This is a genomic window from Prodigiosinella aquatilis (assembly GCA_030388725.1).
Classification (GTDB): Bacteria; Pseudomonadota; Gammaproteobacteria; order Enterobacterales; family Enterobacteriaceae; genus Prodigiosinella; species Prodigiosinella aquatilis.
Map to the genome: position 1 here is coordinate 3,568,410 of CP128857.1, position 25,322 is coordinate 3,593,731.

A 25,322-nucleotide genomic window follows, 5' to 3' on the forward strand; every position below is an offset into this window, starting at 1 on the left:
AACAGTTAATAGTCTCTTTTTTGAGACAACCGAAGTACTCAATGTCGCCAATTTGAGACAGATCAGAAATCAAGAGTCCGAAGTCTCTTGATTTCGACCTGTAAAGCAGATTTCCGGCATCACCCCAATTGTCTGCGAGCGTTACGGAACATGCGCATCCAGGGGCTGTCTTCCCCCCACTCTTCCGGATGCCAGGAGTTGCTCACGGTACGAAATACTCGTTCTGGATGCGGCATCATCACTGTTGCTCGGCCACTAAGGCTGGTCACCGCAGTAATGCCATTGGGTGATCCGTTCGGATTAGCGGGATAATCTTCTGTTACCTGACCGTAATTATTGACATAACGCAGCGCAATAAGCCGGCTCTGTTCCAGAGCGTCCAAATGGGCATCGTCACGCACTTCTACCAGTCCTTCACCATGAGAAACCGCAATCGGCATGCGGGAACCCACCATATCCTGCATAAATAGCGACGGACTATTAGTAACTTCAACCAGGCTGAAGCGAGCTTCGAAACGATCAGATTTATTGCGAACAAAACGAGGCCAATGTTCAGCTCCCGGAATCAGTTCACGTAGGTTGGACATCATCTGACAACCATTACAGACCCCCAACGCCAAGGTTTGTGGACGCAGGAAGAACGCAGAGAACTCATCACGCACCCGGTTGTTGAACAGAATCGATTTCGCCCACCCTTCACCGGCACCCAGCACATCACCGTAAGAGAAACCACCGCAGGCCACCAAAGCCTGGAAATCTTGCAGATCACACCGACCAGCCAGTAAATCACTCATATGCACATCGATGGCTTCAAAACCGGCACGATGAAATGCGGCGGCCATTTCTATATGAGAGTTAACCCCTTGCTCACGCAATACCGCCACTTTAGGCCGGCACTGGTTGCTGATGAATGGGGCAGCAATATCTTCCTGCGGTTCAAAGGTCAGTACTACATTCAGGCCGGGATCGTTATCATCAGCCTTGGCATTGTGCTCCTGGTCAGCACACTGCGGGTTGTCGCGCAGACGCTGCATCTGCCACGTAGTCTCTGCCCACCAGTTACGCATCGTGGTGCGCTTCTCGTGGTAAACGATCTCACTCCCCTGAGCGATAACGAAGTGATCGCCCGGTTCTGCCGTACCCAGATAGTGGGTGCAATCCGCCAGCCCAAAGTCAGCCAGCACTCGCTCAACCTCAGCACGGCGTGACGACTCAATCTGGATAACAGCCCCCAGCTCTTCATTAAACAGGACAGCCAGTGCGTCCTCACCCATCGAGCTGATGTCAACCGTCACACCACAGTGACCGGCAAAGGCCATTTCTGCCAGTGTTACCAGCAAGCCGCCATCTGATCGGTCGTGATACGCCAGCAACGCTTCATCCGCTACCAGCTTCTGCATGGCATTAAAGAAGCCGGCGAGTTGATCAGCATTACGCACATCCGCTGTCTTGCACCCCAGCTGACGATAAACCTGGGCTAGTGCCGTGGCAGCCAACGCATGATTTCCGGCCCCCAAATCAATCAGCAGCAGCGCGTTGTCCTGACCGGAACGCAGTTGCGGCGTAACGGTATTACGAACATCCTCAACCCGAGCAAAGGCAGAAATCACCAGCGACATTGGGGACGTTACCGCATGCTCCTCACCCCCTTCCTGCCAACGGGTTTTCATCGACATGGAATCTTTACCCACCGGGATAGTCAACCCCAGAGCCGGGCATAACTCTTCGCCAATCGCCTTGACTGCATCATACAAGCCGGCATCTTCACCCGGATGTCCCGCCGCAGCCATCCAGTTGGCTGACAGTTTGACGCGCTTCAGGTCACCTATCTGCGTACCAGCAATATTGGTCAACGCTTCACCCACCGCCAGACGGGCTGAGGCGGCGAAGTTACGCAGCGCCACCGGGGCCCGTTCACCAATGGACATGGCCTCACCGTAATAGCTATCCAGACTGGCCGTAGTAACAGCACAATCCGCTACCGGTACCTGCCACGGTCCCACCATCTGATCCCGCGCAACCATACCGGTCACACTGCGATCACCGATGGTGATCAGGAACGTTTTCTCCGCCACCACAGGCAGGTGCAACACACGTTCCACCGCTTCCGCCAGATAGATTCCCGAGCGATCAAGCGGTGTGCCTTCCACCGATTGATGCACAACGTCACGCTGCATTTTAGGCACTTTACCCAACAGCACTTCAAGCGGTAAATCAATTGGTCTATTGTTGAAATGACGGTCATTCATGGTCAGATGCTGTTCTTCGGTAGCCTCGCCAATAACCGCGTAAGGTGCCCGCTCGCGACGGCAGATTTCATCAAACAGCGCCAGTTGCTCCGGTGCCACCGCCAGGACATAACGTTCCTGCGATTCGTTACACCACACTTCCAACGGACTCATTCCCGGCTCATCGTTGAGAATGTCGCGCAATTCAAAACGACCGCCACGACCACCATCACTTACCAGCTCCGGCATCGCGTTGGAAAGACCACCCGCCCCCACATCATGAATAAACAAAATCGGATTTTCTTCACCCAACTGCCAACAGCGGTCAATCACTTCCTGACAACGACGCTCCATTTCCGGGTTATCGCGTTGTACAGAAGCAAAGTCGAGATCAGCATCAGACTGGCCGGAAGTCATGGAAGAAGCGGCACCACCGCCTAACCCGATGTTCATCGCCGGGCCACCCAGGACTATCAGTTTAGCGCCAATACTGACTTCACCTTTTTTCACATGATCAGCACGGATATTACCAATCCCACCCGCCAGCATAATTGGCTTGTGATAACCCCGGACTTCGACCCCGTTATGGCTATCAACAGACTCTTCATAAGTCCGGAAATAGCCAGTCAATGCCGGGCGGCCAAATTCGTTGTTAAACGCTGCTCCGCCCAACGGGCCTTCTACCATGATATTCAACGCGTTGACAATACGATCGGGCTTGCCAAAATCATGTTCCCACGGTTGGACGAATCCAGGGATACGCAAGTTGGAAACCGAAAAACCCACCAGACCAGCTTTCGGCTTGGCACCGCGTCCGGTCGCACCCTCATCACGGATTTCGCCACCGGAGCCGGTAGCGGCACCTGGCCACGGTGAAATAGCGGTGGGGTGGTTATGCGTTTCGACCTTCATCAGGATGTGGGTTTCTTCCTGATGGTAGTCATACACATTTTTCGTATCGGCGAAAAAGCGACCGACTGCCGAACCTTCCATGACCGCCGCATTATCTTTGTAAGCTGATAACACGTGATCCGGGGTATGCTCATAGGTATTCTTGATCATCTTAAACAGCGATTTCGGCTGCTTAATCCCATCAATAACCCAATCGGCATTAAAAATCTTGTGGCGACAGTGCTCTGAATTCGCCTGAGCAAACATGTACAACTCAATATCAGTCGGATTGCGTTCCAGTGTGGTAAACGCATCCATCAGGTAATCAATTTCATCTTCAGCCAATGCCAGGCCAAGACGAACATTAGCCGCCTCCAGTGCCTGACGTCCCTGTAGCAGAATTTCCACTCGTTTTAGCGGTGCCGGCTGATGGTGGGTGAACAGTTGTGCCGCCTGTTGCAAATCATCGAACACGCTTTCCATCATCCGGTCGTGTAACAGAGCACCCAATTCCTGCCACTGTGCTTCGCTGAGTGTCGGGGCATGAATATAGAATGCCAGACCGCGTTCCAGCCGCAGGACTTTCTGCAAACCACAATTATGGGCGATATCTGTTGCTTTGGAAGACCAGGGAGAAATAGTGCCTGGGCGAGGCGTAACCAGAATCAGATGTCCCGAAGGTTCATGTTCCGTGAGAGAAGGGCCATATTTCAGCAGGAGGGTCAGTCGTGATTGTTCATCGCTACTTAACGGGGCACTCACATCGGCGAAATGAACATATTCAGCATAAATGTCACTGACAGGCAGATAGTTTTCATTGCAACGCGCCAACAGTTTATTGATACGAAAAGCCGATAAAGCAGGTGAACCACGCAGTATTTCCATAATCTAAAATTCTCTCATCTTCGATGCACTGACCGCAGTGCGTCATGGGCGCTACAGGGGGGAAACGCACGTTATTATAGTGAATCCTGACGCGCGACGAAACCGTTTGCGTCGCTATTGTTCAACATCCACGACCGGACAAGCTCAATTTGTAACCAAGTCAATAAAAGTTGCACAGTGACGATTTGTTACGCAAAATGCCCCGACTCGGGTTTTTCGTATAAAAAACTGCCGCTACAGACAGACCGACCATCAGGTCGCCGAGAGACAACTATTTGAAGCGTCTAACGATAAATTATTTTTTCATCGGGGTAATCGCTCTGCTGTTGATGTTGGCACTATGGCCAAATATTCCCTGGCGTAGCAGCCAGGACGTCCAGCTCAGGCAGATTCTTTCACGTGGTGAGTTGCGAGTCAGTACTATCAACTCCCCCTTGACGTACTACCTTAATCATGGTTCCCCCGCAGGACTGGATTACGAACTGGCAAAACGGTTCGCCGATTACCTCGGTGTTCAGCTGGTGGTTTCGACACGCCAGAACATTGACGGTCTGTTCAACGATCTTGATAACGGTAATGCCGATTTGCTGGCCGCTGGTCTGATCTACAATCATGAACGCCTGAAGCGTTTCAAAGCCGGACCGACCTACTATTCGGTGTCTCAACAGCTCGTGTATCGACTGGGAACGCCTCGTCCGACGTCACTGAATAAACTTCAGGGCCGGCTGGTTGTCCTGTCCGGCTCCGCCCATGCAGCAACCCTCCGCGATTTGAAGGCTCATAAATACCCACAATTGAAATGGGAAGTTACCTCGAATATCTCCACACAAGACCTGCTCAAACAAGTGGCCGATGGTAAGCTTGATTACACATTGGCAGACTCGGTCACTATTGGTTTAATGCAGCGGATTCATCCCCAACTGGCAGTAGCAGCCGATATCAGTGATGAAGAACCCGTAACCTGGTATATGCGACGTACTCACGACGACAGTCTGTCAGCGGCACTTCTTGATTTTTTCAGCCAGATAGAGGAAGACGGTACCCTTGCTCGTCTGCAAGAGAAATACCTGGGTCATGTGGGAGAATTTGATTATGTAGATACCACGACGTTCCTCTCCGCCATTGATGACACGCTACCGGCCTTGCGTTCACTGTTTGAAAAATACGCAACGAATATCGATTGGAAACTCCTGGCAGCGATTTCCTATCAGGAATCGCACTGGAATCCGCTGGCCACCTCACCCACAGGCGTTCGTGGCTTAATGATGCTGACGCGCAATACCGCAGAGAGTCTGAACGTATCTGATCGACTCGATCCAGAAGAAAGCATCCGCGGTGGTGCTCAATATTTGTCGAACATGATGCAAAGAATGCCAGATACCATTCCCGAAGATGAAAAAATCTGGTTTGCGCTGGCAGCCTACAATATGGGGTATGCCCACCTGATGGATGCCCGTAAATTGACAGAAAAACAGAAAGGGAATCCGGACAGTTGGGCTGATGTAAAAATGCGGCTACCGATGCTAAGCCAGAAACGCTACTACACCCAGACGGCCAACGGGTATGCCCGCGGTCACGAAGCCTATAACTATGTCGAGAATATCCGGCGTTATATGGTTAGCCTGGTCGGGTACTTGTCAGAAAAAGAGAGTAAATTGCAACAGCAGAAGCTGGCCGGGCAGGCTTATCCGGTTATACCGCCAGAAAAACTTCCACGGTAGATACGTTTCTCATCGCCGTTACTCAGGAAGTATTCTTTTTCCCGCAACTCGGCGCGCTTTATTCTGTTCCCGCCGCATACGAAAAAAGGCGCTCAACATAGCAGCGCACTCCTCCGCCAGAACACCACGGGTGATCTGTATCTGATGATTCATCCCTGGATGATGCAGAATATCCACCAACGATCCTGCGGCACCAGTCTTTTCATCTGCCGCGCCATAAACCAATCGCCCAATACGACTATGGATCATCGCACCCGCACACATTACACACGGTTCCAAAGTGACATATAGTGTCGTATTTAACAGCCGGTAATTCTGTAACACCTGTCCGCCCTGACGCAACGCCATCATTTCGGCATGGGCGGTAGGATCATGCTTGCCTATCGGTCTGTTCCAACCCTCGCCAATCACCTGGTCATTGCACACCAGAACCGCACCAACCGGGACTTCCCCTTCATTTTGGGCTCTCTGTGCCAGTGTCAGAGCATGACGCATCCAGTATTCATCGTCTACTATGCGGTTCATAATTCCTCTTGATACCGTTTACAACCATACCGAGGGCGGCATTATACACACGCCATCCCGGCGGGAAATATTTCAGCGGTAACCGGCAACGGCTCTCACACCGATCAATCGCTGATCGCTGCACGCAGATAACCATTATGATGGCTCAACTTCCGTTGTGCTTCTTCAGCGTCACAACCGACCAGGATCATCACAATAGCCGGTTTAACATCGTAGTCGGTCTGTTCCAGCACCGACTGCGCCTCTGCCCTACTTACGCCGGTTGTCTCCATGACAATACGGCAGGCGCGATCCATCAACTTGATATTGGTAGCCTTCACATCCACCATCAGATTCTGATAAACCTTACCCAGCTTCACCATCACACCGGTAGAAATCATATTCAAAATCAGCTTTTGTGCCGTACCTGACTTCAACCGGGTTGATCCTGTCAACGCTTCGGGACCTACCAGTGGTGAAATCGCGATTTCCGCTTCCCGAGCAATCGGAGACTGGGGGTTACAGGAGATCGCGGCAGTATGGCATCCCAGCTGATGCGCATAACGTAATGCACCGAGCACATACGGTGTACGACCCGAGGCCGCAAGACCGATGACCATATCTGCCGGTTGCAGGGACAAAGTAACCAGATCGGCTTCACCCAACCCGGGATCGTCCTCCGCGCCCTCCACCGCCTTTAGCAAGGCACCGGGTCCGCCAGCAATCAGACCGATTACCAACCCATGAGGCACACCAAAGGTAGGTGGACATTCTGATGCATCCAGCACACCCAGCCTTCCGCTGGTTCCCGCACCAAGATAAATCAACCGTCCTCCAGATTTCAGACAGGCCGCGGTAACCTCAACGACCTGGGCAATCGCCGGCAGTACCTGACTGATCGCCTCGGGTACTTTTTGATCTTCCTGGTTAAATACCGTCATCATATCCAGCGTTGACAACTGGTCTAAATTCATCGTCGCCGGGTTGCGAGTTTCTGAAACCAATGACCCTAATTCCATATTCTTCCCACTTTTTAACCATGATGGTATCGTCGTTGGTGCCATATTAATCCCTTTTTATCCCCTTCGTCCCTTTCACCACACACGCTCTTTTTAGCATGTTAAAAGTAAGATATTCTGCGACGGTCTATAATGTCAGATTCATCAGGGCAATAATGCTAGATGATATTCCTTTGGGTAAGCAGAGAAGCCAGATTGAAATACCAGTGGCGTTGTCAATCATGCCTTAGAGTATTGCTGTATTTATTTACTGGCGTATTCCTGCTGCTGGCCGATTCTCTGTATGCCAATTGGAATTTCGCTACTATTGAACAGCGCACCGACCAGCTTTACGGCCCCGCCACACCTGATGCACGCAAACGAATAAAAGAGTGGCAGTCGCTGTTGCTGAATCAGCGGAATACAACCGAAAACCAGAAGTTGGACGCCGTTAACCGGTTCTTCAATAGCAAAATTATTTATCAGGAAGATATTGATGTCTGGCACCAGGTGGATTATTGGGCCACACCGATTGAAGCATTGCGTAAAGGCGAAGGTGACTGTGAAGACTATGCCATCGCCAAATATATAACACTGCGCCATCTGGGTGTTGATCGAGAAAAATTACGTATCACTTATGTTAAGGCGCTGCGTTTAAACCGTGCACATATGGTGCTGAGTTACTACCCTACTCCGAATGCTATTCCATTGGTGCTGGATAGCTTGATCAATAAGATTCAGCCAGCCACACAACGCACTGATTTATTACCAGTTTATTCATTCAATGGTGAGGGATTATGGCTGCCTGGCGCAAGCGGTAACAAACGCGCCGGAGACAGTAAACGCCTTTCGCGCTGGCAGGATTTACTCATCAAGATGCGCGCTGAAGGATTTTCAATTGAAGAGTAGGACGAGGCTATGTCGCTATTTAAACAATTATTGATAGCCATCTGCTTGTTTATGCTGGTGCTGTTCAGTGGCGGTTTCATTGCCAACCTGGAAAGCTCCCGTGAGCAATATAACAATCAGTTGAACTCACATGCACAAGATTCGGCAACAGCGTTGGGGTTAGCACTCACACCCAATATTGACGATCCTGTCATGGTAGAACTCATGGTCAGTTCTATCTTTGACAGTGGCTATTTTTCCAGCATTCGTGTCCTGAATATAGCAACCCATAAAGTGATACTGGAACGTACCGCATCACCTGAAATCCCGGATGTTCCCAGTTGGTTTGTCCATTTGGTGAATTTGCAGCCGGGTATCGGGGAAGCTACCATCATGCGTGGCTGGGAACAGGCAGCCCGGGTTAAAGTCATCAGTCATCCGATGTTTGCTGTCGCCCGTCTCTGGCAAAGTACAGTCGCCACATTTGTCTGGTTGCTAGCCTGCGGGGCCATTGGTCTGACTCTCGGAGCTCTCTTTCTGCGCCGTCAGTTACGTCCCCTGGACTACATGGTGGAACAATCAATGGCCATCAGTCGTCACGAATTTTTAAGTTTATCTGATCTGCCGAAAACGCCGGAGCTACGTCGGGTGGTTGAGGCCATGAATTTCATGGTCACCAAGCTTAAAACATTGTTCGAAGAAGAAGCTCAGCGCAGTGAACAATTACGACAGGAAGCCTATCAGGATCCACAGACCGGTCTGGCCAATCGCCGCGCATTCGATACCCAACTAAAAACAAAACTTAGTGCTGAGGATACAGCTCCCGGTTATCTCCTCATGATTCGGTTACAAGACCTGGGCAAGATGAACCAGCGTCTTGGTGGTACCAGAACCGATGAATTACTGATTTCAGTGGCGAATATTATCCATCAATGCAAAAAACACACTATTGGCCCCGATAGCGTTACCGCCCGTATCCGTGGTGGTGAATTCGCTTTGTTTTGTCCCGGTCTGATAAAAAAAGAAGCCGCTATACTGGCCGACACGTTATCCCGAAGCATTGAAGCCCTGTTTTTAGCCGACGAAACCGATATATCACCGGTTGCACATGTTGTATTGGTTCCATTCCACACCGGAGATACCGTTCAATCCTTGTTTATCCAGGGAGATCAATTACTCACCCGTGCTGAGCATAATGTCGATATCAGATCGGAAGATAACAATCAGGAGTCCCCGCAATGGGTCGAGGATCAACACTATTGGTTTAGTTTGCTGAAACCACTGCTTGACCAGGAACAGGTTCAGCTCTTCCTGCAACCCGTCGTTAACTGCCTGCACCCTGAACAGGTGATGCACCAAAAAGTGCTGGCCCGCATTACTGATAAACGGGGCAATAAGATTAACGCCGGAAAATTTCTGTCGTGGATACAACGTTTTGGCTGGAGTACCCGGCTGGATCAAATCATGGTGAAGCATGCACTTGCCCACCTGGAAAAACATGAAGGTACTCTGGCTTTGAGTTTATCCGGTAGTACCGTACTGGACCTGCAAGTGATGGAACAGTTGCTAAAACCGTTACAGTCTAAACCTGCACTGGCCAAACGTCTGATTATGGAACTCGATGAAAATCAACTGCCAGACCCCGCCCATATGGAGTCGTTGGTAAAACTGCTGAACGAGTACAAGTGCAAGTTAGGTCTACAACACTTTGGCGGGCGCTTTATGATGATCGGCAACCTATCTCAATGGGGACTTGCCTATCTGAAAATTGATGGAAGTTACATCCGCGATATTGATCAAGAAGAAGACAAAAAAATGTTTATTGAAGCGCTGCATCGTGCGACCAACAATATCGATCTCCCACTCATTGCCGAGCGTGTCGAAACAGAGGGAGAATTGCAGGTATTGCAGGAAATGGGTATTCAGGGTGCGATGGGACGCCTTTTGGGTAGCCCGGTTGCCGCAGAATAGAGCAACATAAAAACGGCCTGTCGGTTTCCCCGGCAAGCCGTCTCAATATACAGCCATATATCGTCAAAACATTTTATCTTCATCTTCACGGATCAATGCATCCAACCCACCCAGCACTTCACGTGCCTGCGATCGATTAATCAATTTTATCTGTGCTGCGACAGGAAAATCCGTGATATTCACTTGACCCTTATTGATCAAGACCTGAATTAAATCTTCCAGCACACGAACCATTTCCAGATCGCTGTTGCGCAACTTCTGTAGACTGGACAAAATGACTTCCTGATTGTTCAGCCATGCGATTGCTTCCACAGAATCTTCCGCTAGTTCGCCATTCATTTCAGGAAACGGTGACTCTTCAACCCTGATTAAATTGCTATTGCTGTCTCGCAAAATATAGAACATAGACAACCCTTTTTTATTTTCAGAGAAGAGCGCCGCACATACCGTACGATGCTCTCTGTATCCAATGCACAATCAAGCCGCACTGGGTTCTGGTTTGCTAATCAAACTCTCTACTGAAGGCAGTACGCCATGATAGTGATCCAACGTGATAGAGACATCCGGCGTACCACCACTTGCTCCATTAAACTGCCCTTGCGTGCTCACCTCAATGGTAGGTGAACCATCACTCTCTGTAATACGAATATAGTGGCTAATATCAGTTCCTGATTTCAGTTCCCCTACCAGATCACTCAGATCAATCCGATCACCCTCACCAGGATTAAAATCTTTAATCACATCATGGCCGGTATCACCAGATTGCCAGGTAAAGGTATCTGCGCCAGCACCACCGGTCAGAATATTATTACCGGAGCCGCCAATCAGGATATCATCCCCAGAGCCGCCGTAAAGGATATCATTACCCATACCACCATTAAGCACATCCTTACCACCCTGACCAAACAGGATATCGTTTCCCACACCACCATTCAGAATGTCATTACCGTCATGTGATGATGAAAGATCGAACTCTGCGCTATGTCCGGAAATGTAGTTATGCATTTCCTGAACCGTCAATGATTCTCCCGTGGAGGTATTGAGCTTACCAGCAATATAATGCTGCAACGCCGTCAGCCCATTTCCTTCAATCCCATCAAAGGTAATCGAATCACCAAACAGTATATCGTTGCCGCTGCCACCGGATAACGTATCATCGCCCGCCATTGCAGGCTGATTACTACCGAGAATCGCATCATTTAACTGAGTGGGATCAATGTGATCCTGCACTACGCCATCCGAATCATAATTCACCAAGCTAGCCGCATTCAGAGAATCCCCGATGCCGATCGCTTCTACCGTAGAGACATTCTGCAGCAGTGCAAATGCGTCCTGAGAGTTGGTTATTGTTGAATGCGTCGTGCTGTTTCCGGTGCCATCCAGATAAGATATTTCATAAGTACCATCTCCTTCGGCATTGACATGACCAATAACCGAGCGATAGACCTGGTTACCCCATCCCTGAGAGTACGAATAAACATCGCCGTTAGTGTCAATCACTTCTCGGGCCGCCCCCATGATATTCATGGAATAGGACTGCCCTTGCTGGTAATCAATATTGTCGATGTTCAGTGTTTGTGTTTGCCACCAGCTATTACTGACAACAGCAGAATCCGTTTCACCACTCTGATAGAATGTTGGCTCACCATCGGTAATAAAATAGGTCAGATTGGTGCCTTGATTATGGGTCACCGTATCACTCAGGAACCAATTGGCGGCGGTTTTAAACACATCCTCATAATTGGTCCCGCCGCCTGAAACCATCGAACCTAACACAGCCGTAAGACTGGACAACGCATTAGGATCAGCCAGGTTTACTGATACCGTTTGCCCGACCTGCGAATCAAAATCAGCCAAAAAGACATTGACGGTCCCCGCAGAACTACCGCTGGCACTATGAATCAGGCTGTTAAATACATCGGTTAATGATGTGATAGCTTTAGCCACGTTCTCTGTCGACATGCTGCCAGAGGAATCCACCAGAAACGCAATATTGTAATTCTGACCCTCAACGATTTGCAGTCCGGACACATCACCCACAACTATATCGTTACTGTGTGTACCAGTTATGGTATCACTACCGGAAGTACCTACGGTGACAGCATATTGCTCTACCGATTGAGACGAATAGCCGGTGGCGGAATCATAATTCGCCTGCTCAGTTGCCGTTGCCTGGGCAACAACATCAAATTGCCCCGCATCTACCGGCACCTGTAGCGTTATCTGGCCGGCAAGCGAATCGGCGTGCAATGAGTTGGGGATCAGATAGGCACCATCAGCACCGATCGTTACCGTGACGTTATTGATATGATCAATTAACACCGTTCCTTCGGGAATGCCTGTCAATGTGATTCCCGACAAGCTCTCGCTGCCATCCGTATCCGTCAACGCCGCAGAGACCGTGATGGCATGTTCCTGATAGCCGGCCTGACCCGTTACCGTTTCCTCAGAAGTCGAGGAAGCATCGGCGCTCTTGATAGTACCGTCACCATAAATAATACCGTCAAGTTTATTAGCACCACCGATTAGCACTACATCGTGATAAGTCACATTGACGGAATCAAAAGTGTTCACCGACGTATCGGCATTATTATTTGTCCCGACAGTGTCGTTATAACCGTCAGCTTGTGTGCCTTGGATGAAAATATAGTCCGACTTGACCCCTGACGACTCACTCCCGGTATTCCCTGTCACCGCATTTAAGGTACGATAATTGCCATCTTGCACATATCCACTACCCTCATGCACCACAAAGATGTCGGTATAGTCTCGGCTACCACTGACATTCCCCTGGTTGTAGTAAACCACTTCACCATTGCCCACAATTTCCGGCACCGGATCACCAGGAGAAAGCCAGACCCGCACCCCATCACCGATTCTGACAATCACACCATCCTGTACATCAAAACCACCGGGTTGTTCGCTGCCGCCATTAACCTTGATGTAAGTCGGCGTTTCTCCAACGGTATCACCATTGGTAATCGTCAAAGAGACATCCGGGGCATCGGCCACCGGCGTGATATTAACGGAGAGTGTGGCCGTATCCCCATGATTTCCCGCATCATCTACTGGCTGATACGCCATGCCCGTCAGATCAGCACCAGAAATATTGGCGGCAGGGACAAATCGCAGTTCAAAATCTGCCGACGTAAAGGTCTGCCCGATAGAAACCGCTTTCCATTGCCCATGATCGTTAAAATACAGCGTTCCTGTACTGGCGTCAGGAAGAGAAGAGATCACAATGCTGCTGGTATCACCGGACGTACCAAGATCACTCCAACTGATGGAGACCGGGGTATCTTCTGTACCCGTTACTATCTGGTCATGTCCCACTGGTCCGGTAATATCCAGGGTGGCACTGTCCGTATCGCTAGCGTGATTACCTGACGGGCTAGTGGCTGTCGCCATCACGGTAACCTGACCCTCAGCCAGCGTGCTGAGATCAGCATGAAGACTCCATTGCCCCTCTACGACCTGTACATTATTTACTGTCACCGATTTACCATTTGCATCGGTAAACACCAGATCGACGGCGCTCTCACTACTGGTGCCACCCACTGCGGTATTAGCCAATTCACCCTGACTGATATAACCGTCATTACCAGCAAATTCAGTAATAGCGACATCGGGTTCGGTAGTATCGACCATATAAGATCGATCGGCAGTAGCGGTCATGGTGTTACCCGCTTCATCCTGTATGGTTACCGCGGCACTAATCTGACTATGCATTGCCAGCACACTGCCAAGTATGCTAACACTCCAACTGATACCATCGGCATTCACTATAGTGGCGTAAGTCCGGTCACCAACGGTGACAATAACCGTATCCCCCGCCTGTACATCTTTCCCTACCGAACCACTGATGATTTGAGTCTGCCCGCTTTCCGCCTCGTTCAGCGTATTGTCCGCCGTCACTGGATCGATGGTAATACTGGCCTCCGGTGCGCTGGTGTCCACCTGATAGGCATGATCGGCGCTCGCACTGGTACTGTTACCCGCCGTGTCGCTGGTGGTCACCGTGGCCTGAATGGCGGCATTCGTCGCCAGCACACTGCCCGGCACGCTGACGCTCCACACCCGGCTGCCGTCACCGGCGCTGGTGACCTGCGTCTGGTAGGTCGCCGAGCCGATGGTCACCGTGACCGTGTCGCCGACCTGCACATCGTTGCCGACGGTGCCGCTGACGGTCTGATTCTGTCCGGCTTCCGCGGTATTAATCGTGTTGTCCGCGGTCACCGCATCGATGGTAATACTGGCTTCTGGTGCGCTGGTATCGACCTGATAACTGTGGTCAGCCGTCGCGGTAGCGGGATTGCCTGCTGCATCGGCAGTCGTGACCGTCGCCTGAATGGCCGCATTCGTCGCCAGCACACTGCCCGGCACGCTGACGCTCCACACCCGGCTGCCATCACTGGCCGTAGTCACCTGGGTCTGGTAGGTCGCCGAACCGATGGTGACGGTGACCGTGTCGCCCACCTGCACATCGTTGCCGACGGTGCCGCTGACGGTCTGGTTCTGTCCGGCTTCCACGGCATTAATCGTGTTGTCGGCGGTCACCGCATCGATGGTAATACTGGCTTCTGGTGCGCTGGTGTCGACCTGATAACTGTGGTCAGCCGTCGCGGTGGCCGGGTTACCCGCCGCATCGGCAGTCGTGACGGTGGCCTGAATAGCCGCATTCGTCGCCAATACACTGCCCGGCACGCTGACGCTCCACACCCGGCTGCCATCACTGGCGCTGGTGACCTGGGTCTGGTAGGTCGCCGAGCCGATGGTCACCGTGACCGTGTCGCCCACCTGCACATCGTTGCCGACGGTGCCGCTGACGGTCTGGTTCTGCCCGGCTTCCGCGGCATTAATCGTGTTGTCGGCGGTCACCGCATCAATAGTGATGCTGGCCTCCGGCGCGCGGGTGTCGACCTGATAGGCATGATCAGCGGTGGCGCTGGCCGGGTTACCCGCCGTGTCGCTGGTGGTCACCGTGGCCTGAATGGCCGCGTTCGTCGCCAGCACACTGCCCGGCACGCTGACGCTCCATACCCGACTGCCATCACCGGCGCTGGTCACCTGGGTCTGGTAGGTCGCCGAACCGATGGTGACGGTGACGGTGTCGCCCACCTGCACATCGTTGCCGACGGTGCCGCTCACCGTCTGGTTCTGTCCGGCCTCCGCGGCATTAATGGTGTTGTCCGCGGTCACCGCATCAATACTGATGCTGGCCTCCGGTGCGCTGGTGTCCACCTGATAACTGTGGTCGGCGGTGGCGCTGGCCAGGTTACCCGCCGCATCGGCAGTCGTGACGGTGGCCTGAATGGCCGCATTCGTCGCCAATACACTGCCCGGCACACTGACGCTCCACACCCGGCTGCCATCACTGGCGCTGGTGACCTGCGTCTGGTAGGTCGCCGAGCCGATGGTGACGGTGACCGTGTCGCCCACCTGCACATCGTTGCCGACGGTGCCACTGACGGTCTGGTTCTGCCCGGCTTCCGCGGCATTAATGGTGTTATCCGCCGTCAGCGCATCAATAGTGATGCTGGCCTCCGGTGCACTGGTATCCACCTGATAACTGTGGTCAGCCGTCGCGGTGGTACTGTTACCGGCGGTGTCGGCAGTCGTGACGGTGGCCTGAATGGCGCTCTGTCCGGCCAATACGCTGCCCGGCACGCTGACGCTCCACACCCGGCTGCCGTCACTGGCCGTAGTCACCTGGGTCTGGTAAGTCTGGCTACCGATGGTCACCGTGACCGTGTCGCCCACCTGCACATCGTTGCCGACGGTGCCGCTGACGGTCTGGTTCTGCCCGGCTTCGACCTGATTCAGAACATTATCTGCCGTCAGCGCATCGATGGTAATACTGGCCTCCGGCGCCGTGGTATCGACCTGATAACTGTGGTCGGCGGTGGCGCTGGCCGGGTTACCCGCCGCATCGGCAGTCGTGACGGTGGCCTGAATGGCGTTCTGTCCGGCCAATACGCTGCCCGGCACGCTGACGCTCCACACCCGGCTGCCATCACCGGCCGTAGTCACCTGGGTCTGGTAGCTCTGACTGCCGATGGTCACCGTGACCGTGTCGCCCACCTGCACATCGTTACCGACGGTGCCGCTGACGGTCTGGTTCTGTCCGGCTTCGGCCTGATTCAGAACATTATCTGCGGTCACCGCATCGATAGTGATGCTGGCCTCCGGTGCACTGGTATCCACCTGATAGCTGTGGTCGGCGGTGGCGCTGGTACTGTTACCGGCGGTGTCGGCAGTCGTGACCGTCGCCTGAATGGCGGCATTCGTCTCCAGCACACTGCCCGGCACGCTGACGCTCCACACCCGGCTGCCGTCACCGGCACTGGTCACCTGGGTCTGGTAGGTCGCCGAGCCGATGGTCACCGTGACGGTGTCGCCCACCTGCACATCGTTACCGACGGTGCCGCTGACGGTCTGGTTCTGTCCGGCTTCCACGGCATTAATCGTGTTGTCGGCGGTCACCGCATCGATGGTAATACTGGCCTCCGGCGCGCGGGTGTCGACCTGATAACTGTGGTCAGCCGTCGCGGTAGCGGGATTACCCGCCGCATCGGCAGTCGTGACGGTGGCCTGAATAGCCGCATTCGTCGCCAATACACTGCCCGGCACGCTGACGCTCCACACCCGGCTGCCATCACCGGCGCTGGTCACCTGGGTCTGGTAGGTCGCCGAACCGATGGTGACGGTGACGGTGTCGCCCACCTGCACATCGTTGCCCACCGTGCCGCTGACGGTCTGATTCTGTCCGGCTTCCGCGGTATTAATCGTGTTGTCCGCGGTCACCGCATCGATGGTAATACTGGCTTCTGGTGCGCTGGTATCGACCTGATAGGCATGATCGGCACTCGCACTGGTACTGTTACCGGCCGTGTCTGTAGTCGTGACGGTGGCCTGAATGGCCGCATTTGTCGCCAGCACACTGCCCGGCACGCTGATGCTCCACACCCGGCTGCCATCACTGGCGCTGGTGACCTGGGTCTGGTAGGTCGCCGAGCCGATGGTCACCGTGACCGTGTCGCCCACCTGCACATCGTTACCGACGGTGCCGCTGACGGTCTGGTTCTGTCCGGCTTCCGCGGCATTAATCGTGTTGTCGGCCGTCAGCGCGTCAATAGTGATGCTGGCCTCCGGCGCGCTGGTATCCACCTGATAGCTATGGTCAGCCGTCGCGCTGGCCGGGTTACCCGCCGCATCGGTAGTCGTGACCGTCGCCTGAATAGCGGCGTTCGTCGCCAGCACGCTGCCCGGCACGCTGACGCTCCACACCCGGCTGCCATCACTGGCCGTAGTCACCTGGGTCTGGTAGGTCGCCGAGCCGATGGTCACCGTGACCGTGTCGCCCACCTGCACATCGTTGCCGACGGTGCCGCTGACGGTCTGGTTCTGTCCGGCTTCCGCGGCATTAATGGTGTTGTCGGCGGTCAGCGCATCGATAGTGATGCTGGCCTCCGGTGCACTGGTATCCACCTGATAGCTGTGGTCGGCGGTGGCGCTGGTACTGTTACCGGCGGTGTCGGCAGTCGTGACCGTCGCCTGAATGGCACTCTGCCCGGCCAGCACACTGCCCGGCACACTGACGCTCCACACCCGGCTGCCGTCACCGGCCGTAGTCACCTGGGTCTGGTAGCTCTGGCTGCCGATAGTGACGGTGACGGTGTCGCCCACCTGCACATCGTTACCGACGGTGCCGCTGACGGTCTGGTTCTGTCCGGCTTCCGCCTGATTCAGAACATTATCTGCGGTCAGCGCATCGATGGTAATACTGGCCTCCGGCGCGCTGGTGTCCACCTGATAGGCGTGATCAGCGCTCGCGCTGGCCGGGTTACCCGCCGCATCGGTAGTCGTGACCGTCGCCTGAATAGCGGCGTTCGTCGCCAGCACGCTGCCCGGCACGCTGACACTCCATACCCGGCTGCCGTCGCTGGCGCTGGTGACCTGCGTCTGGTAGCTCTGGCTGCCGATGGTCACCGTGACGGTGTCGCCCACCTGCACATCGTTGCCGACGGTGCCGCTGACGGTCTGGTTCTGTCCGGCTTCCGCCTGATTCAGAACATTATCTGCGGTCAGCGCATCGATGGTAATACTGGCCTCCGGCGCGCTGGTGTCCACCTGATAGGCGTGATCAGCGCTCGCGCTGGCCGGGTTACCCGCCGCATCGGCAGTCGTGACGGTGGCCTGAATGGCGGCGTTCGTCGCCAGCACACTGCCCGGCACGCTGACGCTCCACACCCGGCTGCCGTCGCTGGCGCTGGTGACCTGCGTCTGGTAGCTCTGGCTACCGATAGTGACGGTGACGGTATCGCCGACCTGCACATCGTTACCCACCGTGCCGCTCACCGTCTGGTTCTGCCCGGCTTCGACCTGATTCAGAACATTATCTGCGGTCAGCGCATCAATGGTAATACTGGCTTCTGGTGCGCTGGTGTCCACCTGATAGGCATGATCAGCGCTCGCACTGGTACTGTTACCCGCCGTGTCGCTGGTGGTCACCGTGGCCTGAATGGCCGCATTCGTCGCCAGCACACTGCCCGGCACGCTGACGCTCCAGACCCGGCTACCGTCGCTGGCGCTGGTGACCTGGGTCTGGTAAGTCTGGCTGCCGATAGTCACCGTGACCGTGTCGCCCACCTGCACATCGTTGCCCACCGTGCCGCTGACGGTCTGGTTCTGCCCGGCTTCCGCGGCATTAATGGTGTTATCCGCTGTCACCGCATCAATAGTGATGCTGGCCTCCGGTGCGCTGGTGTCGACCTGATAACTGTGGTCAGCCGTCGCGGTGGTACTGTTACCGGCGGTGTCGGCAGTCGTGACGGTGGCCTGAATGGCCGCATTCGTCGCCAATACACTGCCCGGCACGCTGACGCTCCACACCCGGCTGCCGTCGCTGGCGCTGGTGACCTCGGTCTGGTAAGTCTGGCTGCCGATGGTGACGGTGACGGTGTCGCCCACCTGCACATCGTTACCCACCGTGCCGCTCACCGTCTGGTTCTGTCCGGCTTCCGCGGCATTAATGGTGTTGTCGGCGGTCACCGCATCAATAGTGATGCTGGCCTCCGGTGCGCGGGTATCGACCTGATAGGCATGATCAGCGCTCGCACTGGTACTGTTACCCGCCGCATCGGCAGTTGTGACCGTCGCCTGAATGGCCGCGTTCGTCGCCAATACACTGCCCGGCACACTGACGCTCCACACCCGGCTGCCGTCACCGGCCGTAGTCACCTGGGTCTGGTAGCTCTGGCTGCCGATAGTGACGGTGACGGTGTCGCCCACCTGCACATCGTTGCCGACGGTGCCGCTGACGGTCTGGTTCTGTCCGGCTTCCACGGCATTAATCATGTTGTCGGCGGTCACCGCATCGATGGTAATACTGGCCTCCGGCGCGCGGGTGTCGACCTGATAACTGTGGTCAGCCGTCGCGGTGGTACTGTTACCGGCGGTGTCGGCAGTCGTGACGGTGGCCTGAATGGCACTCTGCCCGGCCAGCACACTGCCCGGCACGCTGACGCTCCACACCCGGCTGCCGTCACCGGCGCTGGTGACCTGCGCCTGGTAGCTCTGGCTACCGATGGTCACCGTGACCGTGTCGCCCACCTGCACATCGTTACCCACCGTGCCGCTCACCGTCTGGTTCTGTCCGGCTTCCGCCTGATTCAGAACATTATCTGCCGTCAACGTATCGATGGTAATACTGGCTTCCGGCGCGCTGGTGTCCACCTGATAGGCGTGATCGGCACTCGCGGTGGCCGGGTTACCTGCCGCATCGGCAGTCGTGACGGTGGCCTGAATGGCCGCATTTGTCGCCAGCACACTGCCCGGCACGCTGATGCTCCACACCCGGCTGCCATCACTGGCGCTGGTGACCTGGGTCTGGTAGGTCGCCGAGCCGATGGTCACCGTGACCGTGTCGCCCACCTGCACATCGTTACCGACGGTGCCGCTGACGGTCTGGTTCTGTCCGGCTTCCGCGGCATTAATCGTGTTGTCGGCGGTCACCGCATCGATGGTAATGCTGGCCTCCGGCGCCGTGGTATCGACCTGATAACTGTGGTCGGCGGTGGCGCTGGCCGGGTTACCCGCCGCATCGGCAGTCGTGACGGTGGCCTGAATGGCGCTCTGTCCGGCCAATACACTGCCCGGCACGCTGATGCTCCACACCCGGCTGCCGTCGCTGGCGCTGGTGACCTGCGTCTGGTAAGTCTGGCTACCGATGGTGACGGTGACGGTGTCGCCCACCTGCACATCGTTACCCACCGTGCCGCTCACCGTCTGGTTCTGTCCGGCCTCCGCGGCATTAATCGTGTTGTCGGCGGTCACCGCATCGATAGTGATGCTGGCCTCCGGCGCCGTGGTATCGACCTGATAACTGTGGTCGGCGGTGGCGCTGGCCGGGTTACCCGCCGCATCGGCAGTCGTGACGGTGGCCTGAATGGCGCTCTGTCCGGCCAATACACTGCCCGGCACGCTGATGCTCCACACCCGGCTGCCGTCGCTGGCGCTGGTGACCTGCGTCTGGTAAGTCTGGCTACCGATGGTGACGGTGACGGTGTCGCCCACCTGCACATCGTTACCCACCGTGCCGCTCACCGTCTGGTTCTGTCCGGCCTCCGCGGCATTAATCGTGTTGTCGGCGGTCACCGCATCGATAGTGATGCTGGCCTCCGGTGCACTGGTATCCACCTGATAGCTGTGGTCGGCGGTGGCGCTGGTACTGTTACCGGCGGTGTCGGCAGTCGTGACGGTGGCCTGAATGGCACTCTGCCCGGCCAATACACTGCCCGGCACACTGACGCTCCACACCCGGCTGCCGTCACCGGCCGTAGTCACCTGCGTCTGGTAGGTCGCCGAGCCGATGGTCACGGTGACCGTATCGCCCACCTGCACATCGTTGCCGACGGTGCCACTGACGGTCTGGTTCTGCCCGGCTTCGGCGGCATTAATGGTGTTATCCGCCGTCAGCGCATCAATAGTGATGCTGGCCTCCGGTGCACTGGTATCGACCTGATAACTGTGGTCAGCCGTCGCGGTGGTACTGTTACCGGCCGTGTCGCTGGTGGTCACCGTGGCCTGAATGGCCGCATTCGTCGCCAGCACACTGCCCGGCACACTGACGCTCCACACCCGGCTGCCATCACCGGCCGTAGTCACCTGGGTCTGGTAAGTCTGGCTACCGATAGTCACGGTGACGGTGTCGCCCACCTGCACATCGTTGCCCACCGTGCCGCTGACGGTCTGGTTCTGCCCGGCTTCCGCGGCATTAATGGTGTTATCCGCCGTCAGCGCATCAATAGTGATGCTGGCCTCCGGTGCACTGGTGTCCACCTGATAGGCGTGATCAGCGCTCGCGCTGGCCGGGTTACCCGCCGCATCGGTAGTCGTGACCGTCGCCTGAATAGCGGCGTTCGTCGCCAGCACGCTGCCCGGCACGCTGACACTCCATACCCGGCTGCCGTCGCTGGCGCTGGTGACCTGCGTCTGGTAGCTCTGGCTGCCGATGGTCACCGTGACGGTGTCGCCCACCTGCACATCGTTGCCGACGGTGCCGCTGACGGTCTGATTCTGTCCGGCTTCGGCGGTATTAATCGTGTTGTCGGCGGTCACCGCATCAATAGTGATGCTGGCCTCCGGCGCGCGGGTGTCCACCTGATAGGCGTGATCGGCGCTCGCGCTAGCCGGGTTACCCGCCGTGTCGCTGGTGGTCACCGTGGCCTGAATGGCGGCATTCATCGCCAGCACGCTGCCCGGCACGCTGACGCTCCACACCCGGCTGCCATCACCGGCCGTAGTCACCTGGGTCTGGTAGCTCTGACTGCCGATGGTCACCGTGACCGTGTCGCCCACCTGCACATCGTTACCCACCGTGCCGCTCACCGTCTGGTTCTGTCCGGCTTCGGCCTGATTCAGAACATTATCTGCCGTCAGCGCATCGATGGTAATACTGGCCTCTGGTGCGCTGGTGTCCACCTGATAGGCATGATCGGCACTCGCACTGGTACTGTTACCGGCGGTGTCGGCAATCGTGACGGTGGCCTGAATGGCGGCGTTCGTCGCCAGCACGCTGCCCGGTACGCTGACGCTCCACACCCGGCTGCCGTCGCTGGCGCTGGTGACCTGCGTCTGGTAGGTCGCCGAGCCGATGGTGACGGTGACCGTGTCGCCCACCTGCACATCGTTGCCGACGGTGCCGCTGACGGTCTGGTTCTGTCCGGCTTCCGCCTGATTCAGAACATTATCTGCGGTCAGCGCATCGATGGTAATACTGGCCTCCGGCGCGCTGGTGTCCACCTGATAGGCGTGATCAGCGCTCGCGCTAGCCGGGTTACCCGCCGTGTCGCTGGTGGTCACCGTGGCCTGAATGGCGGCATTCATCGCCAGCACGCTGCCCGGCACGCTGACGCTCCACACCCGGCTGCCATCACCGGCCGTAGTCACCTGGGTCTGGTAGCTCTGACTGCCGATGGTCACCGTGACCGTGTCGCCCACCTGCACATCGTTACCCACCGTGCCGCTCACCGTCTGGTTCTGTCCGGCTTCGGCCTGATTCAGAACATTATCTGCCGTCAGCGCATCGATGGTAATACTGGCCTCTGGTGCGCTGGTGTCCACCTGATAGGCATGATCGGCACTCGCACTGGTACTGTTACCGGCGGTGTCGGCAATCGTGACGGTGGCCTGAATGGCGGCGTTCGTCGCCAGCACGCTGCCCGGTACGCTGACGCTCCACACCCGGCTGCCGTCGCTGGCGCTGGTGACCTGCGTCTGGTAGGTCGCCGAGCCGATGGTGACGGTGACCGTGTCGCCCACCTGCACATCGTTGCCGACGGTGCCGCTGACGGTCTGGTTCTGTCCGGCTTCCGCCTGATTCAGAACATTATCTGCGGTCAGCGCATCGATGGTAATACTGGCCTCCGGCGCGCTGGTGTCCACCTGATAGGCGTGATCAGCGCTCGCGCTGGCCGGGTTACCCGCCGCATCGGCAGTCGTGACGGTGGCCTGAATGGCGGCGTTCGTCGCCAGCACACTGCCCGGCACACTGACGCTCCACACCCGGCTGCCGTCACCGGCCGTAGTCACCTGGGTCTGGTAAGTCTGGCTACCGATGGTGACGGTGACCGTGTCGCCCACCTGCACATCGTTGCCGACGGTGCCGCTGACGGTCTGGTTCTGTCCGGCTTCGGCGGCATTAATCGTGTTGTCCGCGGTCACCGCATCAATAGTGATGCTGGCCTCCGGCGCGCTGGTGTCCACCTGATAACTGTGGTCAGCCGTCGCGGTAGCGGGATTGCCTGCCGCATCGGCAGTCGTGACGGTGGCCTGAATGGCGGCATTCGTCGCCAGCACACTGCCCGGCACGCTGACGCTCCACACCCGGCTGCCATCACTGGCGCTGGTGACCTGCGTCTGGTAGGTCGCCGAGCCGATAGTCACCGTGACCGTATCGCCCACCTGCACATCGTTGCCCACCGTGCCGCTGACGGTCTGGTTCTGTCCGGCTTCGGCGGCATTAATCGTGTTGTCGGCGGTCACCGCATCAATAGTGATGCTGGCCTCCGGTGCACTGGTATCCACCTGATAGGCATGATCGGCACTCGCGCTGGCCGGGTTACCCGCCGCATCGGCAGTCGTGACCGTCGCCTGAATCGCGGCATTCGTCGCCAATACACTGCCCGGCACACTGACGCTCCACACCCGGCTGCCATCACTGGCGCTGGTGATCTGGGTCTGGTAGCTCTGACTGCCGATGGTCACCGTGACCGTGTCGCCCACCTGCACATCGTTACCCACCGTGCCGCTGACGGTCTGATTCTGTCCGGCTTCGGCGGTATTAATCGTGTTGTCGGCGGTCAGCGCATCAATAGTGATGCTGGCCTCCGGCGCGCGGGTATCGACCTGATAACTGTGGTCAGCCGTCGCGGTAGCGGGATTGCCTGCCGCATCGGCAGTCGTGACGGTGGCCTGAATGGCGCTCTGTCCGGCCAATACACTGCCCGGCACGCTGACGCTCCACACCCGGCTGCCATCACCGGCCGTAGTCACCTGCGTCTGGTAGCTCTGGCTGCCGATGGTCACCGTGACGGTATCGCCGACCTGCACATCGTTGCCCACCGTGCCGCTGACGGTCTGGTTCTGTCCGGCTTCCGCGGCATTAATGGTGTTGTCGGCGGTCAACGTATCGATGGTAATACTGGCCTCCGGTGGTAATGTATCTACCTGCGTGGTTACCTGTCCGCCACTTCCCACATTTCCCGCTTGGTCGGTATAACTGCCATCTGCGACGCTTACCGTCACCGACCCTTCAAAATTGGAACTCGGCGTCAATACTGCCGTCCAGTGCGTTGGGTCATTGGGATCCTGCAATAAATCAGAGACAATACCGTTATTAACGGTAATATCACTCAGGTCAAAACCGACTGGTGCTTCAGTAAATTGAAAATTGAGGGAACCATCGCGATTAAATGTAATGACAACAGAAGGAGATGTTGTATCACTGGGAATTGATGTTCCCTGAATTTGTGCAGCCAGCAAATTAGGATCAGTCAGCCTGGGAATATCCGTTGCAGGATTGGTAATACCTGTCGTATCAAAACCAGCCGTAGGATCGACAATTTTACCTGTCAGGTTCAGCATGATGTCAGCTGTTGAATGTCCACCACCACCATCACCAGCCTCGCCGATATCCCCATTACCGGCACCAGCAGCTGTGGCTTCCAACACCTGTGTAGGATCCGCGCCCTGAGCAATAGCTTCCTGTAGCGCCGCTACGTCCGCAGTGGGATCTGGCTGTTGTGGCGTAATATCGGTTCCATCTCCCCATCGACTATCACGTCCTAAATCAAGCGTATGGCCATCAGGTAACAAAATGGAAACAGCACCGGCATTTCCGGTAACAACCTCTTCTCCATTGTAAATACGATCGCCTGCGACTAACTGGCGCTGTGTACCATCTGAAGCGACAACGAATACTTGACCAATAACAAATCTGATGGTGCCGATAACACTACTAGCCATAGTATCCCCTTGATATATCCAATTATTTTTTGAACAATTTGATTTAGTCAAGAAGTCACACCAGCACATTGGTAATAAAAACTAATTAATTCAATATGTGTAATGCTATTTTCTCAGCGTCAACCACTTGACTCTCTGCCTAATATAATAAAAAATTCGGAATATTCTTACTAAAATTTACTTTTTTAAAACAACTAACACGCGATATT

Annotated in this window: 8 protein-coding genes; 3 read left to right on the top strand and 5 right to left on the bottom strand. The window is 55.7% G+C overall.

Annotation, left to right across the window (positions count from 1 at the left end; all coding sequences use genetic code 11):
* Positions 1-119 precede the first annotated feature (119 nt).
* Positions 120-4,004: a phosphoribosylformylglycinamidine synthase gene (gene purL, locus PCO85_16625; GenBank protein ID WJV52829.1), complete on the bottom strand. Its 3,885-nt coding sequence runs from the start codon at positions 4,002-4,004 to the stop codon at positions 120-122.
* A 275-nt stretch (positions 4,005-4,279) separates the two neighbouring features.
* Between purL and mltF the strand changes: the two genes are divergently transcribed.
* Positions 4,280-5,725 (top strand): membrane-bound lytic murein transglycosylase MltF, encoded by a 1,446-nt coding sequence (gene mltF, locus PCO85_16630; protein ID WJV52830.1) that lies wholly within the window; start codon positions 4,280-4,282, stop codon positions 5,723-5,725.
* 18 nt (positions 5,726-5,743) lie between these two features.
* On the opposite strand, the gene tadA is transcribed toward mltF, so the two are convergent.
* Both tadA and murQ read right to left on the bottom strand, forming a co-directional pair.
* Positions 5,744-6,250 carry a tRNA adenosine(34) deaminase TadA gene (gene tadA / locus PCO85_16635; GenBank protein WJV52831.1) on the bottom strand — a complete coding sequence of 169 codons (507 nt, stop codon included), beginning with the start codon at positions 6,248-6,250 and terminating at the stop codon, positions 5,744-5,746.
* Between the two features lie 104 nt (positions 6,251-6,354).
* Positions 6,355-7,248 (bottom strand): N-acetylmuramic acid 6-phosphate etherase, encoded by an 894-nt coding sequence (gene murQ, locus PCO85_16640; protein ID WJV52832.1) that lies wholly within the window; start codon positions 7,246-7,248, stop codon positions 6,355-6,357.
* Between the two features lie 234 nt (positions 7,249-7,482).
* Here murQ and PCO85_16645 point away from each other — a divergent pair, with 234 nt between their 5' ends.
* Entirely contained in the window at positions 7,483-8,136 is a 654-nt protein-coding gene (locus PCO85_16645; protein ID WJV56116.1) for a transglutaminase-like cysteine peptidase, read from the top strand.
* A gap of 9 nt (positions 8,137-8,145) precedes the next feature.
* Complete coding sequence (locus tag PCO85_16650; protein WJV52833.1) at positions 8,146-10,086, top strand: EAL domain-containing protein; 1,941 nt, start codon at positions 8,146-8,148, stop codon at positions 10,084-10,086.
* A 63-nt stretch (positions 10,087-10,149) separates the two neighbouring features.
* Here the strand turns inward: PCO85_16650 and PCO85_16655 are convergent, their stop codons facing one another.
* Positions 10,150-10,491 (bottom strand): tryptophan synthase subunit beta, encoded by a 342-nt coding sequence (locus PCO85_16655; protein ID WJV52834.1) that lies wholly within the window; start codon positions 10,489-10,491, stop codon positions 10,150-10,152.
* A gap of 72 nt (positions 10,492-10,563) precedes the next feature.
* A complete protein-coding gene (locus PCO85_16660; GenBank protein ID WJV52835.1) occupies positions 10,564-25,113 on the bottom strand; it encodes an Ig-like domain-containing protein in 14,550 nt (4,849 codons plus the stop codon).
* Positions 25,114-25,322 lie beyond the last annotated feature (209 nt).

Excerpts from the sequence above, each read along its gene's own strand:
- purL (WJV52829.1), bottom strand. The coding sequence starts at position 4,004 with ATGGAAATACTGCGTGGTTCACCTGCTTTATCGGCTTTTCGTATCAAT.
- tadA (WJV52831.1), bottom strand. The coding sequence starts at position 6,250 with ATGAACCGCATAGTAGACGATGAATACTGGATGCGTCATGCTCTGACA.
- murQ (WJV52832.1), bottom strand. The coding sequence starts at position 7,248 with ATGGAATTAGGGTCATTGGTTTCAGAAACTCGCAACCCGGCGACGATG.
- PCO85_16650 (WJV52833.1), top strand. The coding sequence starts at position 8,146 with ATGTCGCTATTTAAACAATTATTGATAGCCATCTGCTTGTTTATGCTG.
- PCO85_16655 (WJV52834.1), bottom strand. The coding sequence starts at position 10,491 with ATGTTCTATATTTTGCGAGACAGCAATAGCAATTTAATCAGGGTTGAA.
- PCO85_16660 (WJV52835.1), bottom strand. The coding sequence starts at position 25,113 with ATGGCTAGTAGTGTTATCGGCACCATCAGATTTGTTATTGGTCAAGTA.